Annotated in this window: 15 protein-coding genes; 10 read left to right on the top strand and 5 right to left on the bottom strand. The window is 73.2% G+C overall.

Annotated features, from left to right (window positions below; translation table 11 throughout):
* Nucleotides 1-291: 291 nt before the first annotated feature.
* Together ACGFRF_RS17145 and ACGFRF_RS17140 are read right to left on the bottom strand one after the other, a co-directional pair.
* A complete protein-coding gene (locus ACGFRF_RS17145) occupies nucleotides 292-978 on the bottom strand; it encodes a gamma-glutamyl-gamma-aminobutyrate hydrolase family protein (RefSeq protein WP_393740589.1) in 687 nt (228 codons plus the stop codon).
* Between the two features lie 53 nt (nucleotides 979-1,031).
* Nucleotides 1,032-1,769 carry a FadR/GntR family transcriptional regulator gene (locus tag ACGFRF_RS17140; protein WP_393740588.1) on the bottom strand — a complete coding sequence of 246 codons (738 nt, stop codon included), beginning with the start codon at nucleotides 1,767-1,769 and terminating at the stop codon, nucleotides 1,032-1,034.
* Between the two features lie 95 nt (nucleotides 1,770-1,864).
* On the opposite strand from ACGFRF_RS17140, the gene ACGFRF_RS17135 reads away from it, so the two are divergent.
* The 4 genes from ACGFRF_RS17135 to ACGFRF_RS17120 are packed head-to-tail and all read left to right on the top strand — an operon-like array spanning nucleotide 1,865 to nucleotide 6,645.
* Entirely contained in the window at nucleotides 1,865-3,223 is a 1,359-nt protein-coding gene (locus ACGFRF_RS17135; protein WP_393740586.1) for a glutamine synthetase family protein, read from the top strand.
* Nucleotides 3,224-3,234: 11 nt separating this feature from the next.
* Nucleotides 3,235-4,608 (top strand): aldehyde dehydrogenase family protein, encoded by a 1,374-nt coding sequence (locus ACGFRF_RS17130; RefSeq protein WP_393740584.1) that lies wholly within the window; start codon nucleotides 3,235-3,237, stop codon nucleotides 4,606-4,608.
* A complete protein-coding gene (locus tag ACGFRF_RS17125; RefSeq protein ID WP_393740582.1) occupies nucleotides 4,605-5,387 on the top strand; it encodes a 3-oxoacyl-ACP reductase in 783 nt (260 codons plus the stop codon). Before ACGFRF_RS17130 ends, ACGFRF_RS17125 begins: the two co-directional genes overlap by 4 nt.
* Before the next feature lie 25 nt (nucleotides 5,388-5,412).
* Entirely contained in the window at nucleotides 5,413-6,645 is a 1,233-nt protein-coding gene (locus tag ACGFRF_RS17120) for a haloacid dehalogenase-like hydrolase (RefSeq protein WP_393740580.1), read from the top strand.
* Nucleotides 6,646-6,653: 8 nt separating this feature from the next.
* Here the strand turns inward: ACGFRF_RS17120 and ACGFRF_RS17115 are convergent, their stop codons facing one another.
* Nucleotides 6,654-7,856, bottom strand: a complete 1,203-nt coding sequence (locus ACGFRF_RS17115) for an amino acid deaminase/aldolase (protein WP_393740578.1) — start codon at nucleotides 7,854-7,856, stop codon at nucleotides 6,654-6,656.
* 1,179 nt (nucleotides 7,857-9,035) lie between these two features.
* Here ACGFRF_RS17115 and ACGFRF_RS17110 point away from each other — a divergent pair.
* On the top strand, nucleotides 9,036-10,052 hold the full coding sequence (locus ACGFRF_RS17110; RefSeq protein ID WP_393740576.1) for a hypothetical protein: 1,017 nt from the start codon (nucleotides 9,036-9,038) through the stop codon (nucleotides 10,050-10,052).
* Complete coding sequence (gene mycP / locus ACGFRF_RS17105; protein ID WP_393740574.1) at nucleotides 10,049-11,236, top strand: type VII secretion-associated serine protease mycosin; 1,188 nt, start codon at nucleotides 10,049-10,051, stop codon at nucleotides 11,234-11,236. Before ACGFRF_RS17110 ends, mycP begins: the two co-directional genes overlap by 4 nt.
* Before the next feature lie 87 nt (nucleotides 11,237-11,323).
* Here mycP and ACGFRF_RS17100 read toward each other — a convergent pair whose 3' ends face one another.
* Nucleotides 11,324-12,292, bottom strand: a complete 969-nt coding sequence (locus tag ACGFRF_RS17100) for a serine hydrolase (protein ID WP_393740572.1) — start codon at nucleotides 12,290-12,292, stop codon at nucleotides 11,324-11,326.
* Nucleotides 12,293-12,442: 150 nt separating this feature from the next.
* Between ACGFRF_RS17100 and ACGFRF_RS17095 the strand changes: the two genes are divergently transcribed.
* A complete protein-coding gene (locus ACGFRF_RS17095; RefSeq protein ID WP_393740570.1) occupies nucleotides 12,443-13,174 on the top strand; it encodes an SseB family protein in 732 nt (243 codons plus the stop codon).
* 15 nt (nucleotides 13,175-13,189) lie between these two features.
* Here the strand turns inward: ACGFRF_RS17095 and ACGFRF_RS17090 are convergent, their stop codons facing one another.
* Nucleotides 13,190-13,546, bottom strand: coding sequence for a DUF1844 domain-containing protein (locus ACGFRF_RS17090; RefSeq protein WP_393740568.1), 357 nt, complete (start codon nucleotides 13,544-13,546; stop codon nucleotides 13,190-13,192).
* Between the two features lie 359 nt (nucleotides 13,547-13,905).
* On the opposite strand from ACGFRF_RS17090, the gene infC reads away from it, so the two are divergent.
* The 3 genes from infC to rplT all read left to right on the top strand — a co-directional run bounded on the left by infC (nucleotide 13,906) and on the right by rplT (nucleotide 15,384).
* Complete coding sequence (gene infC, locus ACGFRF_RS17085; RefSeq protein WP_393740566.1) at nucleotides 13,906-14,595, top strand: translation initiation factor IF-3; 690 nt, start codon at nucleotides 13,906-13,908, stop codon at nucleotides 14,593-14,595.
* Nucleotides 14,596-14,707: 112 nt separating this feature from the next.
* A complete protein-coding gene (rpmI, locus tag ACGFRF_RS17080; RefSeq protein WP_004933563.1) occupies nucleotides 14,708-14,902 on the top strand; it encodes a 50S ribosomal protein L35 in 195 nt (64 codons plus the stop codon).
* 98 nt (nucleotides 14,903-15,000) lie between these two features.
* Complete coding sequence (gene rplT, locus ACGFRF_RS17075; protein ID WP_006141703.1) at nucleotides 15,001-15,384, top strand: 50S ribosomal protein L20; 384 nt, start codon at nucleotides 15,001-15,003, stop codon at nucleotides 15,382-15,384.
* Nucleotides 15,385-15,402: the final 18 nt, after the last annotated feature.

Raw genomic sequence — 15,402 nt, 5'->3', positions numbered from 1 at the left:
ACCGGCAGAAGCCCCACGGCGCTGTTCCGCTCGGCCCCGCCGGCCAACGGCAACGGCAACCCCCTCAGGGGCGCGGGGAACTGCGCGAAGGCCCACGACGGACCCGCACCCGGCTACCGGCAGAAGCCCCACGGCGCTGTTCCGCTCGGCCCCGCCGGCCAACGGCAACGGCAACCCCCTCAGGGGCGCGGGGAACTGCGCGAAGGCCCACGACGGACCCGCACCCGGCAACCGGCAGAAGCCCCACGGCGCCCCTCCGCACAGCCCGCGTCGGCACCCCGCTCGGCCCGCTCAGCCCACCGCAGCGACCAGCGCCCGCATCACCCGTAGATCCTCGCCCATCTCCGGATGCCACTGCACCCCGAGCGCCCAGCCCCGGTCCGCCGGCAGCTCGACCGCCTCCACCGTGCCGTCCGCCGCGTAGGCCGACGGCACCAGTCCCTCGCCGAGTCGCTCCACCGCCTGATGGTGGTACGTCGGCACCGTCAGCTCCTCCGGGACGATCCCGGCGTACCGCGTGCCCGGTACCGGCTTCACCGGGTGCCCGCCGAACACCCCGACCACCTCCGCGTGCCCGTCCAGGTGCTGGACGAGGGTCCCGCCGAGGGCCACGTTCAGCAGCTGCATGCCCCGGCAGATCCCCAGCACCGGCACGTCCGCGGCGAGGGCCGCGTCGATCAGGGCGAGCTCCCAGGCGTCCCGCTCCGGCGCCGGAGGGCCCGTACGAGGAGAGCGCTCGGCGCCGTAGCGCGCCGGGTCGACGTCCGGGCCGCCCGCGATCACCAGCCCGTCGAGCCGGGCGACCGCGGCCTGCGCGTGCCCCGGTGCGTCCGGCGGAAGCATCGCCGCCAGCCCCCCGGCCCGCTGCACCAGCCGGGGATACGCGGCCGGCAGCAGCGTCGCCTCCAGCTCCCACACGCCCCAGCGCGCACCGCTCTCCAGATAGGTGCTCACACCGATCAGTGGTCGTCCGGTCATCCCGCCCTCCCCGGAAGTCAAAGGTTCGCCTCCATACCTTTACGTCGGCACCGTTACGCCAGGAACCCCCGCAGCAGGGCCGCCGTACCCGCGCAGTGCTCACGCATCATCTCCCGCGCCCCGTCCGCGTCCCCGTCCAGCACCGCCTCCACCAGCGCGGTGTGCTGCCGCTGGGAGTGCTCGAGGTTGCGCACCAGCAGCGGAATGCAGTCGAGCAGGTCGTTGACCGTCGCCCGGACCGCCGCGTACTGCGCGGTCAGGGAGGGTGAGCCGCACAGCTCGGCGAGCGTCAGGTGCAGCAGCGTGTCCAGGCGCCGGTAGTCGCCGAGCGGGGCATCGTGGGTGCGGTCCAGCGCCTCGCGCAGCCGGCCGCCCTGCTCGTCCGTCAGCCCGTGCGCCGCGCACAGCCCGGCCGCGCCCACCTCCAGCACCTCCCGGAAGCGCAGCACGTCCTCGATGTCGACCTCGGCGATGCGCCGCCGCAGCTCGTCCTCGCCGCCCGCGTCCGCGCGCGGCAGCACGAACGTCCCGCCGTAGCGTCCGCGCCGTGCCTCCACCAGCCCCTGGTCCTGCAGCACCTTCAGCACCTCGCGCAGGGTCACCCGGCTGACCCCGAGCCGCTCCGCCAGCTCCCGCTCGGCCGGCAGCCGTTCGCCGCCCGGCACCAGGCCGAGGCGGACGACCTGCAGGATCTGCTCCAGCGCCTCCTCGAAGCCGTTGCCCGCGCGCACCGGCCGCAGCACCGGGGCGAGCCGGTCACCCACCCCCTGCCCCGCCACGCCCCGCGCCATCCGCCGTGCCCCCTTCCCAAGCAATGGTCCTCGGCCATACCTTATGGCTCCCGGCCCGGCCGAAAAAGCGCGAAGGCGCCGAAGGAGGCTCTCCCGTGGCAGACCGCACCGCCCCGCTCAGCGTCGAGGAACTGCACGCCCTGGTCGCGAGCGGTGAGATCGACACTGTCGTCCTGGCCTTCCCCGACCTGCAAGGACGCCTCCAGGGCAAGCGGTTCGCCGCCCGCTTCTTCCTCGACGAGGTCCTGCACCACGGCACCGAGGGCTGCAACTACCTCCTCGCCGTGGACACCGAGATGAACACGGTCGACGGCTACGCGATGTCCTCCTGGGACCGCGGCTACGGCGACTTCGCCATGCACCCCGACCTGGCCACCCTGCGCCGCATCCCCTGGCACCCCGGCACCGCCCTGCTCGTCGCCGACCTCGCCTGGAACGACGGCTCCCCGGTCGTCGCCGCCCCACGCCAGATCCTGCGCCGCCAGCTCGACCGGCTCGCCGAACTCGGCTACACCGCCCAGGTCGGCACCGAGCTGGAGTTCATCGTCTTCAAGGACAGCTACGAACAGGCCTGGGACGCGAACTACCGGGGCCTGACCCCGGCCAACCAGTACAACATCGACTACTCGATCCTCGGCACCGGACGCATCGAGCCGCTGCTGCGCCGCCTGCGCAACGACATGGCCGGCGCCGGCCTCACCGTGGAGTCGGCCAAGGGCGAGTGCAACCCCGGCCAGCACGAGATCGCCTTCCGCTACGACGAGGCCCTGCGCACCTGCGACCAGCACGCCCTGTACAAGACCGGCGCCAAGGAGATCGCCGCCCAGGAAGGCGTCTCGATCACCTTCATGGCCAAGTACAACGAGCGCGAGGGCAACTCCTGCCACATCCACCTCTCGCTCGCCGACGCCGACGGCCACAACGCCATGGCCGGGCCCGACGGGATGTCCGACGTGATGCGGCACTTCCTCGCCGGACAGCTCGCCGCCCTCCGCGACTTCTCCCTCCTCTACGCCCCCAACATCAACTCCTACAAGCGGTTCCAGCCCGGCTCCTTCGCCCCCACGGCAGTCGCCTGGGGCCACGACAACCGCACCTGCGCCCTCCGCGTGGTCGGCCACGGCCGGTCCCTGCGCTTCGAGAACCGCCTCCCCGGCGGCGACGTCAACCCGTACCTCGCCGTCGCCGGAATCGTCGCGGCCGGCCTGTACGGCATCGAGCAGAAGCTCGAACTCCCCGAGCCCTGCCCCGGCAACGCCTACACCGCGGACTTCGCGCACGTCCCGACCACCCTGCGGGAGGCCGCCGGACTCTGGGAGAACAGCCCGATCGCCGAGGCCGCCTTCGGCGACGAGGTCGTGGCCCACTACCGCAACATGGCGCGCGTCGAGCTGGAGGCCTTCGACGCCGCGGTCACCGACTGGGAGCTGCGCCGCTCCTTCGAACGCCTGTGAAAGGTCACCACGTGTCCGACCCGCACGAGCTGAAGGTCCTCAACCCCGCCACCGAGGAGGTCGTCGCCACCGTCCCCGCCGCCACCGCGCAGGACGTGGACGCCGCCGTCGTACGGGCCGCACGCGCCCAGCGCACGTGGGCCGCCCTCGCCCCCGCCGACCGGGCCCGGTTGCTCCGCCGGTTCGCCGACGTCGTCGACGCCCACATCGAGGACCTCGCCCTGCTGGAGGTCCGCGAGGCCGGCCACACCGTCGGCAACGCCCGCTGGGAGGCCGGCAACGCCCGCGACCTGCTGCTGTACGCGGCCGGCGGTGCCGAGCGCCTCCTCGGCCAGCAGATCCCGGCCCCCGGCGGCTGGGACGTCACCTTCCACGAACCCCTGGGCGTGGTCGGCGTGATCGCCCCGTGGAACTTCCCGATGCCGATCGCCGCCTGGGGCTCCTTCCCGGCACTCGCGGCCGGCAACGCGGTCGTCCTCAAGCCCGCCGAGACGACCCCGCTCACCGCGCTCCGGCTCGCCGGACTGGCCCTGGAGGCGGGCCTGCCCGAGCACCTCTTCCAGGTGCTGCCCGGCTACGGCCACACCGCCGGACGCGCTCTCGTGGACCACCCGGACGTGGCCAAGATCGTGTTCACCGGTTCCACCGGCACCGGCCGCGAGGTCATGGAGCGCTGCGCCCGCCTGGTCAAGCCGGTCACCCTCGAACTCGGCGGCAAGAGTCCCAACGTCGTCTTCGCCGACGCCGACCTCAAGGCCGCCCTCGATCCCTTCTCCTTCCTGGACAACTCCGGCCAGGACTGCTGCGCCCGCACCCGCATCCTCGTCCAGGAGGCGGTGTTCGAAGAGGCCCGCGACTTCCTCGCCGACGCGCTGGCCGCCGTCGTCGTGGGCGACCCGGCCGACGAGCGGACGCAGATGGGCCCGCTGATCTCGCGCCGGCAACTGGACCGCGTACGGTCCTTCGTCCCCGAGAACGCCCCGGCCCTGCGCGGCAGCGCCCCCGCAGGACCCGGCTTCTGGTTCCCGCCGACCGTGCTCACCGGGGAGCGGCACGACAGCGAGGCGGCCCGCGAGGAGATCTTCGGCCCCGTCGCCGTCCTCCTCCCCTTCACCGACGAGGAGGACGCGATCCGCCTCGCCAACGACACCCCCTACGGCCTCTCCGGCTCCATCTGGACCCGGGACGTCGGCCGCGCCCTGCGCGTCTCCCAGGCCGTCCGCGCGGGCAACCTGTCCGTCAACTCCCACTCCAGCGTCCGCTACTGGACCCCGTTCGGCGGCTTCAAGCAGTCCGGCCTCGGCCGCGAACTCGGCCCCGACGCCCTGACCGCCTTCACCGAGACCAAGAACGTCTTCATCAGCACGGAGGGCCCCGCACAGTGACCGACACCATCGTCTGCCGCCGCCTGGTCGGCCGTACCGCAGTCGTCACCGGAGCCGGCAGCGGCATCGGTCTCGCCACCGTCCGCCGGCTCGCCACCGAAGGCGCCCACGTGGTCTGCGCGGACATCGACGAGACCGCGGGCAAGGCCGCCGCCGACGAGGTCGGCGGACTCTTCGTGAAGGCCGACGTCACCGACCCCGAGCAGGTCGAGGCCCTCTTCAGGACCGCCTACGACACCTACGGCAGCGTCGACGTCGCCTTCAACAACGCCGGCATCTCACCGCCCGACGACGACTCCATCCTGGAGACCGGCCTGGAGGCCTGGCAGCGAGTCCAGGAGGTCAACCTCACCTCCGTCTACCTGTGCTGCAAGGCCGCCATCCCCTACATGCGCCGCCAGGGCAAGGGCTCCATCATCAACACCGCCTCCTTCGTGGCCCGGATGGGCGCGGCCACCTCCCAGATCTCCTACACGGCCTCCAAGGGCGGTGTGCTCGCCATGTCCCGCGAACTGGGCGTGCAGTTCGCGAGGGAGGGCATCCGGGTGAACGCCCTGTGCCCCGGCCCGGTCGACACCCCGCTCCTGCGGGAGCTGTTCGCGAAGGACCCGGAGCGGGCCGCCCGCCGCCTCGTCCACATCCCGGTCGGCCGGTTCGCCCGGGCCGAGGAGATCGCCGCCGCCGTCGCCTTCCTGGCCAGCGACGACTCCTCCTTCGTCAACGCCACCGACTTCCTGGTGGACGGCGGGATCTCCGGCGCGTACGTCACACCCCTGTAGGGACAAAGGTGTACGGTCCGCGCCTATGCGACAGCATCTCGCGTGGATCCTGGCGGCGGCCGCCACCCTGGCGGCCGCGCCCGGCACAACGACGACGGCCCCTCACACGTGCCCCGCGCTGTCGGGCACCTGGTACGGCGACAACCGCACGCACCTCCAGCAGGTCATCGACGCGTACGGCACCTGCTCCGGGCACACGGGTGCCGTCGCCGCCTTCGACTGGGACAACACCGTCACCAAGAACGACGTCACCGACGCCACCCTCTCCTGGGCCCTGCGCCACGACCGCCTGCTGCGCCCCGCCCGCTGGAAGGACACCAGCGCCTGGCTGACGGACGCCGCCGACCGCGCCCTCGCGGCCGCCTGCGGCACCGGCGCGCCCGTGCCCCTGCGCACCTCGGCCCACCCCCGCTGCACCGACGAGATCGTGCAGATCCGCGAGAACGGCACCACCATGAGCGGAGCCCCCGCCTTCGCCGGCCGCTGGAACCACCGGCACACGGTCCCGCAGTACGCCTGGGTCCCGCAGCTCTTCGCCGGCCGTACCCCGGCCGAACTCGCCTCCTACGCCCGGTCCGCCCGCCGAGAGGCCCTGGCCGCCCCGATCGGCGCGACCCGCACCCTCGGCACCCACACCGTTCCCGCCTACGTCCGCTACTACGACCAGCAACGCGACCTGATCCGCACCCTCCACCGGGCCGGATTCCGGGTCTATGTCGTCTCGGCGGGCTCCGAACCCGTCACCGAGGTCTGGTCGCGGGCGGTCGGCGTCGACGCGGCGCACACCATCGCCATCCGCTCGGTCCTCGACCACCGGGGCCGGATCACCGTCGCGAACGAGGGCTGCGGCGGCGTCCCCGCGAGCCGGGGTGCGGTGATCCCGTACATCGACGGCAAACGCTGCTGGATCAACCAGGAGGTGTACGGCGTCCAGGGCGCGCGGGCCTGGAAACGGCAGCCCTGGAAACGGCGGCCCGCCCTCGCGGCCGGTGACGCCGACACCGACGTCACCTTCGTCCAGGACGCCACCGGCGCCCACGTCGTGATCAACCGCAACAAACCCGAGCTGATGTGCCGGGCGTACGCCGACGCGGACGGCCGCTGGCTGGTCAACCCCATGTTCCTCGACCCGCTGCCGCGCAGACCCGAGCCCTACCCCTGCTCGACCACGGCCTACACGGCCCCCGACGGCACGCACGGACCCCTCCGGGGCACGGACGGCTCGCCGATGCCGGACCAGGCGGACACGGCCTACTGACGGGCCGTTCAGAGGAAGGTGTGCCCCTCACCCCGGTAGGTGGGCACGGTCGCCGTGACCGTGTCGCCCTCGATCAGGTGCAGCGCGTCGAACCGCTCGCACAGCTCGCCCGCCTTGGCGTGCCGGAACCACACCTTGTCGCCGATCAGCAGGTCGTCGGCGGGGGAGCCGAGCAGCGGGGTCTGCACCTCGCCGGGACCCTCCTGCGGGTCGTACGCCAGACCCTCCGGCAGGTACGGCACCGGCAGCCGGTCGGGACCGGCGGCGCCGGACGCCGGGTAGCCGCCGCCGAGCACGGTGACCACACCGACGCCGGGCCGCCGTACGACCGGCTGGGCGAAGAGGGCGGCCGGACGGCCCGTGAACGACGTGTAGTTGTCGAAGAGGCGCGGCACGTACAGCCCCGAACCGGCCGCTATCTCCGTCACCGCGTCCTCGGCGGCGGTGTGCTGCACACTGCCGGTGCCGCCGCCGTTGACGAACTCCAGGTCCGGGACGACCGCGCGCACCGCGCGCACCACGGCGGCCCGGCGCTCGGCCAGCTCCCGCCGGGCCGCGGTCTGCATCAGCCGGATCGCCCGCGAGCGCAGCGGCCGCCCGGCCACCGCGTCCCCGACCCCGGCGATGTGTCCCTCGTACGCCATGACGCCCACCAGCCGGAATCCCGGCCGCCGGGCCACCGACCGGGCCAGCTCGGCGAGTTGGGCGGGGGAGTGGAGCGGCGAGCGCCGTGCCCCCACCCGGACCCGTCCGCCGAGCAGCCGCAGCGAGGTGTCCAACTCCAGGCAGACGCGCACCACTTCACGGCCACCGCCGCGGGCGGCGTCGATGAGGTCGAGCTGGGCCGGGTCGTCCACCATCACGGTGACGGCACCGGCGAGCTTGGGATCGGCGGCCAGTTCCGCGAACCCCGCCCGGTCGGCGGACGGATAGGCCAGCAGGACGTCCTCGAACCCCGAACGCGCCAGCCACAGCGACTCGGCCAGGGTGAACGACATGATGCCCTGGAAGCCGTCCCTGGCCAGGACGCGTTCCAGCAGGGCACGGCAGCGGACCGACTTGCTGGCGACCCGGACCGGCTTGCCGCCGGCCCGCCGTACGAGATCCTCCGCGTTGGCGTCGAAGGCGTCGAGGTCCACGAGCGCGAGCGGGGCGTCGAGGTGGGCGGTGGCCCGGTCGTAACGGGCCCTGTCGGCGGCGAGCGCAGTCATGACGGAAGCCTGCCAGACGGGATTACCGCAGGGTAGGGGGACGTACCGGGCAGATGCCCCGGCGCCGTGGACTGGTTCTCTGTCCTTCGCCGACAACCCGTAGAGTGACGCGCACGTACGGCGGAACGCGCCCGGCGCACCGGTTGAACCGGGATGCGGGCACGGCCGTACGGGTATGCGTGCCCGGGAGGGAGCTTCCGCGCCGGGCGCCGCCGCGCAGCAGGACGGCCCGCGTACGAGAAGACGGCCCGGGCACGAGGAAACGGGGGGTGCATGACCACGGAAGCGCGCCACGCTCCCATCCCCCCACGCCCCTCGACCCCACCCCCCACCCCTGAACGCCCTGGGCAGGGCCCGGCATCGGGCGACTCCCGACAGCCACTGCCAGGACCGGCGTCGGGTGCCTCCGAGCGGCTTCCACAGGACCCGGCACCGGACGCCGACCTCGACGACGAACCGTCCGTCTTCACCCCACGCGCACCCCGACCGTCCAGCGGCTCCGCGACTGACACGGGGGTTGTGACCGGCACGGGGTCCGTGTCCGGCAGCGGGGTCGGGACTGACACGGCGTTTGTGACCGGCGCGGGGTTCGCGAACGGTTCTGGCACGGCGTCCTCACGGCACCTCGCCGTGCCCGAGATCACCGACCCCGTGAGCCCGCCCCCGCCGCCTGCCTCCGCCCGCTTCCCCGACGCCCCGCCGGGCACGGGCCGAGGGACACACCGCGACGGCACCGGTTCGGCCGGCATCTCCGCCGGCACGGGTCCGGTTCGCCCCGCACACCGCCCCGGTGGAGAGCCCGGCCGGCCCGCGGCCCCCACGGCGACGGCAGCCGAGAACACGGCCCGGCTCCGCCCGGTCAGGGAGCCCCGTCGACACGGAGTCCCGGCGGAAACCCCCTCGGAGACGACGGCCCGGCTCCGCCGGGTGCCCTCGTCGCCTTCGTCGCCGAACCCCCCGCACCTCGGCTCCGAGCCGGGCCCCACCACGGCCTCGCCCGCACCCACCGGACCGGCCGATGACCCTCGCACGGGCGTGGCACCCGCTCCCGCCGGTCCTGCCGGTGACCGTCGTGCGGGCGTGGCATCCGGGTCCGTCGGTGCGGCCGGTGACTCCCGCACGGGCGTCGCCCCCGCGCCCTCCGGACCCGTCGGTGACCGTCGTTCCGGTGTCGGGTCCGTGCCCCCTGGCAGCGGTGCTTCGGCCGGGGGCGAGGGTGGCCGTGGCGGTTCCGCGGCGCGTGCCGGTGGGTTCGCCGTCGGCACCGGGCGGCCGGAGCCGGAGCCGGGGGACAGCGCCTGGAGTCCGGTCGCCCCGGCCCGTCCCGTCGGCCCCCCGCCACGGACTGCTCCGGACCCGGCCCTCTCCTGGAGCGCGGGCCCGGCCGCCCGGCCGTTCGTGTCGTTCGGGGAGCCCGAGGCGTTCGGCGAGCGGACGCGCCCCCGGGTCCGGCCGCGCACCGCCGCTGCCGCCGCCTGCCTTGTGCTCGGCCTCGGTCTCATCGGCGGTGCCGTGACCGGGAGTTGGCTCACCGGGGACGGCGCGGACGACGCCCCCGGCAGCGCGTACACCACCGCCCGGACGCTCTGGCACAGCACACCCGTCGACCAGCTGTTCCCGCCCACCGTCGAGGGCACCGGCGCCGGCCCCGGCGGCGCCGACCGCACCTGGACCCGGATCGCGGTGGCCCCCGACACCGGCTGCGCCCACGCCTTCGACCCGCTGCTGCAGAAGGTCCTCGCCCCGGTCGGCTGCCAGCGGCTCCTGCGCGCCACCTACACCGACGCCACCCAGAGCTACGTCACCACCGTCGGCCTGATGTTCACCAAGGCCGACCCCGCCACCATGTCCGCGCTCGCCCGACGCTTCCGCGAGGAGCGCCTGGACCGGCGCAGCGATCTGATGCCCCGGCCGTACGCGGCCAAGGGCACCGCCGCGGCCGGCTTCGGCGACGAGCAGCGCGCCACCTGGACCGTGTCCGTCCTCACCGACGCCCCCGTCGTCGCCTACGCCGTCTCCGGCTGGGCCGACGGCCGCACCGTCGACTCGCCCCAGCCCGCCGCGGACGCCGTCCGCTCCGGTGCCACCTCGGCACCGGCCCAGGCCGGCCTCGGCAACGAGGCCCAGGGTCTGGCCGACCGCATCGAACGGCGCCTGCGCCAGACCGTCGGCTCGGCCACGGAGACACATTCATGAGACGTGCGATCCGCGGCCGCCGCCGCGTGGGTCCCGCAGGAGCGGCGGTGAGCCTCCTGCTCGCCGGCTCCCTCGTCCTGCTGCCGTCCGCCACCGCACACGCCGACAGCATCCGCGCCCAGCAGTGGGCCCTGTCCGCGCTGCACCTGACCGAGGCCTGGCAGACCACCAAGGGCCGCGGCGTCACCGTCGCCGTCCTGGACACCGGCGTCGAGGCCGACCACCCCGACCTCGGCGGCAACGTCCTGCCCGCCAAGGACATGATCGGCTTCGGCTCCGGACCGGGCGACCGCACCTGGGCCCGGCACGGCACCGCCATGGCCGGCATCGTCGCCGGCCACGGCCACGGCCCCGGCGGCACCGACGGCGTGATGGGCGTCGCCCCGGAGGCGAAGATCCTGCCGGTCCGCGTGATCCTGGAGGACGGCGACCCCGCACGCGCCAAGGCCCGCACCACCCGCGGCAGCGCCCTCGCCGACGGCATCCGCTGGGCCGCCGACCACGGCGCCGACGTCATCAACCTCTCCCTCGGCGACGACTCCGACTCCGCCCACCCCGAACCGAGCGAGGACGAGGCCGTGCAGTACGCCCTGAAAAAGGGCGTGGTCGTCGTGGCCTCGGCGGGCAACGGCGGCGACAAGGGCGACCACGTCTCCTACCCGGCCGCCTACCCGGGCGTCATCGCCGCCACGGCCGTGGACAAGTACGGCACCCGTGCCTCCTTCTCCACCCGCCGCTGGTACGCCGCGGTCAGCGCACCCGGAGTCGACGTCGTGATCGCCGACCCCGACCACAAGTACTACGCGGGCTGGGGCACGAGCGCGGCCTCCGCCTTCGTCTCCGGTGCCGCGGCCCTGATCCGGGCCGCCCACCCCGAGCTGACCCCGGCCCAGGTCAAGAAGCTCCTGGAGGACACCGCCCGGGACGCCCCGGTAGGCGGCCGCGACGACTCCCGGGGCTTCGGCATGATCGACCCGGCGGCCGCCCTGAAGGCAGCCGCCCGCCTGAAGCCGAAGGGCCTGCGCCCGGCGTCCTACGGTGACCAGTACTTCGGCCCCGGCCCGGACACCCCCAAGGCGACGGGCACCACCTCCGACTGGGCGGGCCCCCTGGCAGGCGGCGCGGGCGGCGTGCTGCTGGTGGCGGGCGTGGTCCTCTGGAGAGGCCGCAGGCACACCCCGTAGAGACTGAGCCGATCCCGGGGAACCCCAGGGGCGCGCGGAACCGTGCGCCCAGCCGCGACGCACCGCACCGCCGGACGACCCGCACCCCTACGGCGCCGAGGCGAACCCGGCCACCGCGGCCTCGGCCGCGGCCTCCACCAAGGAGACCCCCCGCGCCTGACTCACGCTCCCCTTCGACAGCACGGCCACCAGGTAGTCGGCCGAACCCACCGTCACCCGCCCGATGCTGTTGACCACCCACAGCCCGGTCGTACTCCGCGGCAGCCACCCGTTCTTCAGCGCCCAGGAACCACCCTCAGCAGCGGCCGAGACCCCCCACCGCTGATCCGCCTCCACCCCCTTCATCAGCCCCCGCACATACGCCCGCGACGCGGCGCTCAGCTTCGAGCCCTCCCCGAAGACCTGCTGGAGCAGCACCAGTTGATCCGCGGCCGTGGTCTGCGTCAGCCCCCACAGCTCGCCCGAGCCACCGGAGGTCTCCGTCAGCCCGAACCGCTCGTTCGCGGCGTCCAACCCCTCGGCCCGCCCGATCGCATGCCACAGCGCCGTCGCGGACGCGTTGTCGCTGTTCTCGATCATCTTCGCGGCGTACGCCCTCTCGGTCGCCGTCAGCCGCCGTCCCGCGTCCTGCGCCTGGAGCAGCAGCGCGGCCAGGATGTCGACCTTGACGATGCTCGCCGTGTCGAAAGCGGCGTCCCCGTACACCGCGCTCGCACCGGAGCCGAGGTCCAGCACCGCCGCCGACAGCTGCGCGCCCGACGGCACGTCCACCGCCGCCATCGCCCTCGACAGCGACGCCTGCCGGTCCACCGCCGTGGGCGAAGGCTCCGTCACGGGTTCCACCGATGCCTCCTCGCCCGCCCCGGCCGAGGAGGTGGCCGAGGGCGACGCCGCCGACGATACGGCCGCGGACCCGGAGTGCGCCCGTGCCGTCACGCAGACCGTGCCGCCGGCCGCGACCCCGCCCATGGCGACGACGCAGAGCACGGCGTGGAGAAGCGGACGGCGCCGGGACGCACGCGCGCGGCGGCGACGGCAGGCTCTGGGGGACTCCATGCCCGCGATGCTCGGGGCGCGGACTGTGCGTCCCGTCGGACGGACGTGAGAGGGGGGTCAGGGAATGCTGAGATTCCCCTGAAGGCGGTGACGCCGGTGCTCCCGGCCCCGAACGAGCCCGGCAGCTTCCCCCCTATAGGGTCGGTGACCGTGGCGAACAAGAACATTCCCGACCCCGGCTTCTCCGACGACGACGGCTCCGCCGACCCCCGGCTGAGCGCGGCGCTCGCCGGCTGGGCCGAGGACCGCAGCGCCCTGGGGCCCGTCCTGGAGGCCCTCAAGGGCGCCCGTCTGCTGGTCCCCGTCGTCGCCGTGCTCGGCGAGGTCGAGGAGGACGAGAACGGGCTGCGCCGGGAGAAGACCAGCGACATGGCCGTACCCACCCTGAAGGCCGGCCGGCGCACCGCCCTGCCCGCCTTCACCTCCACCGACTCCCTCGCCCGCTGGGACCCCGCGGCCCGCCCGGTCGCCGTACCGCTGCACCAGGCACTCGAGGCCGCCGCGCACGAGAAGGCCGACACGGTCGTACTGGACCTCGCCGGACCCGTGCCGTTCGAGCTGACCGGCCCCGCGCTGCTCGCCCTCGCCGAGGGCCGCACCAGCACCGACCCGCTCGCGGACCCGGCCGTCGTCGAGGCCGTCCGTGCCGCGGTCGCGGCGGAGCCCGCCGTACTGCGCGCCCACCTCGGGCCCGGGCAGGCCGACGGCACCCTCGCGCTCGTCCTCGACCCGGCCGCCCCGCCCGCCGAGGCCGCCCGCGCCGTCGCCGAGCGCCTCGCGGCCGACGAAACGCTGAGGGCCCGCCTGGTGCGCGGCCTCGACCTGGCACTGCTGCCGGCCGGGACCACGCCTCCGGGCGAGCCCTTGTACGTACGAGGATGATCCCTGCGCGGTGAGCTAGCCGTAGACCGGGCCGGTGTACTTCTCGCCGGGGCCCTGGCCCGGCTCGTCCGGGACGATCGACGCCTCGCGGAACGCCAGCTGCAGCGACTTCAGACCGTCGCGCAGCGGCGCCGCGTGGAAGGAGCTGATCTCGGTCGCGCTCGCGTCCAGCAGACCCGCGAGGGCGGTGATCAGCCTGCGGGCCTCGTCCAGGTCCTTGTACTTGTCGCCCTCCTCGCTGAGCCCGAGCTTCACGGCGGAGGCGCTCATCAGGTTGACGGCGACCGTCACGATCACCTCGACGGCGGGGACCTCGGCGATGTCCCGGGTCATCGCGTCGAAGTCGGGGGACTCGGCAGGGGTGTCACTCATGCCCCACACGATAGGTGGTCCGGCCCGGCGACCTTCAATTAGCCCTTGTCAAGCGATGCTGCTAACCTGGTTGACGACCGGCCGGACATGCCATGAGGAAAATCAGGGCACCCGGCCCACAAGTGGAGGCTCCGATCTCCCACCTGACCGTCCTTGGGGACGGCGGGTCTCCGGTCAGGCGGCCACCATCGTTCCGTACGGACGATGGAGTCGCCCGAAAGTGCGCCCCGCGGTCACCGCGGCGGTGCTCCGGTAGTCATTGGAGCCCGCCCGCCTGTGATCGTCCGGGGCATTTTTTGTGCTTCGGCGCGGTTAGGTCTAACGAACAGAGACGTTACGCGGCTGTCCGCCAGACCGCCGTGTGGTGCTACCGAGGAGGATCCATCAGCGCCGAGCCCCGCATCAACGACCGGATTCGCGTTCCCGAGGTGCGACTTGTCGGTCCCAGTGGCGAGCAGGTGGGCATTGTCCCGCTCGCTAAGGCACTGGAGCTTGCGCAGGAGTACGACCTGGACCTGGTCGAGGTCGCGGCGAACGCCCGTCCGCCCGTGTGCAAGCTCATGGACTACGGGAAGTTCAAGTACGAGTCGGCCATGAAGGCCCGTGAGGCGCGCAAGAACCAGGCGCACACGGTCATCAAGGAGATGAAGCTCCGGCCGAAGATCGACCCGCACGACTATGACACCAAGAAGGGTCACGTCGTCCGGTTCCTCAAGCAGGGCGACAAGGTCAAGATCACGATCATGTTCCGTGGTCGCGAGCAGTCCCGCCCCGAGCTGGGCTACCGACTGCTGCAGCGTCTCGCGGAGGACGTCCAGGACCTCGGTTTCGTCGAGTCGAACCCGAAGCAGGACGGCCGAAACATGATCATGGTCCTCGGTCCGCACAAGAAGAAGACCGAGGCGATGGCCGAGGCCCGCCAGGCGCAGGAGGCCCGCAAGGCCGAGGCGAAGGCGAACCCCGGCAAGTCGCAGAACGCCGCGGACCCGGACGCAGTGAACGCCGAGGCCCACGACGAGGCCCCTGCCGAGGCTTCCGCCGAGGCGTGATCCCGGGGGACACCCGTCCCCGAGGATGTAACCGATAGAAGAGCGACGCTCCACCGTGCCCGGTTTTCGCGACCGGGCACCGGAGCGCCACCGACGAGGAGAGAACGGCGCTATGCCGAAGAACAAGTCGCACAGCGGTGCCAGCAAGCGCTTCAAGGTCACCGGCTCCGGCAAGGTGCTCCGTGAGCGCGCCGGCAAGCGCCACCTGCTCGAGCACAAGTCGTCCCGCGTCACGCGTCGCCTCACCGGCAACGCCGAGATGGCCCCGGGCGACGCCGCGAAGATCAAGAAGCTTCTCGGCAAGTGACGCCGCGGCGCCGTCCGAGCGCCGTACGTCTGGACCGGGACCGAATCGTTTCCGGGTCGTGTGAGGACCACCACGACCCCGCTACAAGGAGTTAACAAGTGGCACGCGTCAAGCGGGCAGTCAACGCCCACAAGAAGCGCCGGGCGATCCTCGAGCAGGCCTCCGGCTACCGCGGTCAGCGTTCGCGCCTGTACCGCAAGGCCAAGGAGCAGGTCACCCACTCGCTGGTCTACAACTACAACGACCGCAAGAAGCGCAAGGGCGACTTCCGTCAGCTGTGGATCCAGCGCATCAACGCCGCTGCCCGCGCCAACGGCATCACCTACAACCGCTTCATCCAGGGTCTGAAGGCCGCGAACGTCGAGGTCGACCGCAAGATCCTTGCCGAGCTGGCCGTGAACGACGCGAACGCCTTCGCGGCGCTCGTCGAGGTCGCGCAGAAGGCGCTGCCGTCGGACGTCAACGCGCCGAAGGCCGCGTGACGCTGCGCCGGCTCTGAG

The sequence above is a fragment of the Streptomyces sp. NPDC048521 genome, from assembly GCF_043199855.1.
In the GTDB taxonomy this organism is placed as follows: domain Bacteria; phylum Actinomycetota; class Actinomycetes; order Streptomycetales; family Streptomycetaceae; genus Streptomyces.
The sequence above is the reverse complement of the archived record's forward strand: the minus strand, read 5'-3'. Positions and strand labels throughout refer to the sequence as shown.

Bases quoted from the DNA above. Each gene is read 5' to 3' on its own strand.
- ACGFRF_RS17145 (WP_393740589.1), bottom strand. From the start codon at position 978: ATGACCGGACGACCACTGATCGGTGTGAGCACCTATCTGGAGAGCGGT.
- ACGFRF_RS17140 (WP_393740588.1), bottom strand. From the start codon at position 1,769: ATGGCGCGGGGCGTGGCGGGGCAGGGGGTGGGTGACCGGCTCGCCCCG.
- ACGFRF_RS17120 (WP_393740580.1), top strand. From the start codon at position 5,413: ATGCGACAGCATCTCGCGTGGATCCTGGCGGCGGCCGCCACCCTGGCG.
- ACGFRF_RS17115 (WP_393740578.1), bottom strand. From the start codon at position 7,856: ATGACTGCGCTCGCCGCCGACAGGGCCCGTTACGACCGGGCCACCGCC.
- mycP (WP_393740574.1), top strand. From the start codon at position 10,049: ATGAGACGTGCGATCCGCGGCCGCCGCCGCGTGGGTCCCGCAGGAGCG.
- ACGFRF_RS17100 (WP_393740572.1), bottom strand. From the start codon at position 12,292: ATGGAGTCCCCCAGAGCCTGCCGTCGCCGCCGCGCGCGTGCGTCCCGG.
- ACGFRF_RS17090 (WP_393740568.1), bottom strand. From the start codon at position 13,546: ATGAGTGACACCCCTGCCGAGTCCCCCGACTTCGACGCGATGACCCGG.
- rpmI (WP_004933563.1), top strand. From the start codon at position 14,708: ATGCCGAAGAACAAGTCGCACAGCGGTGCCAGCAAGCGCTTCAAGGTC.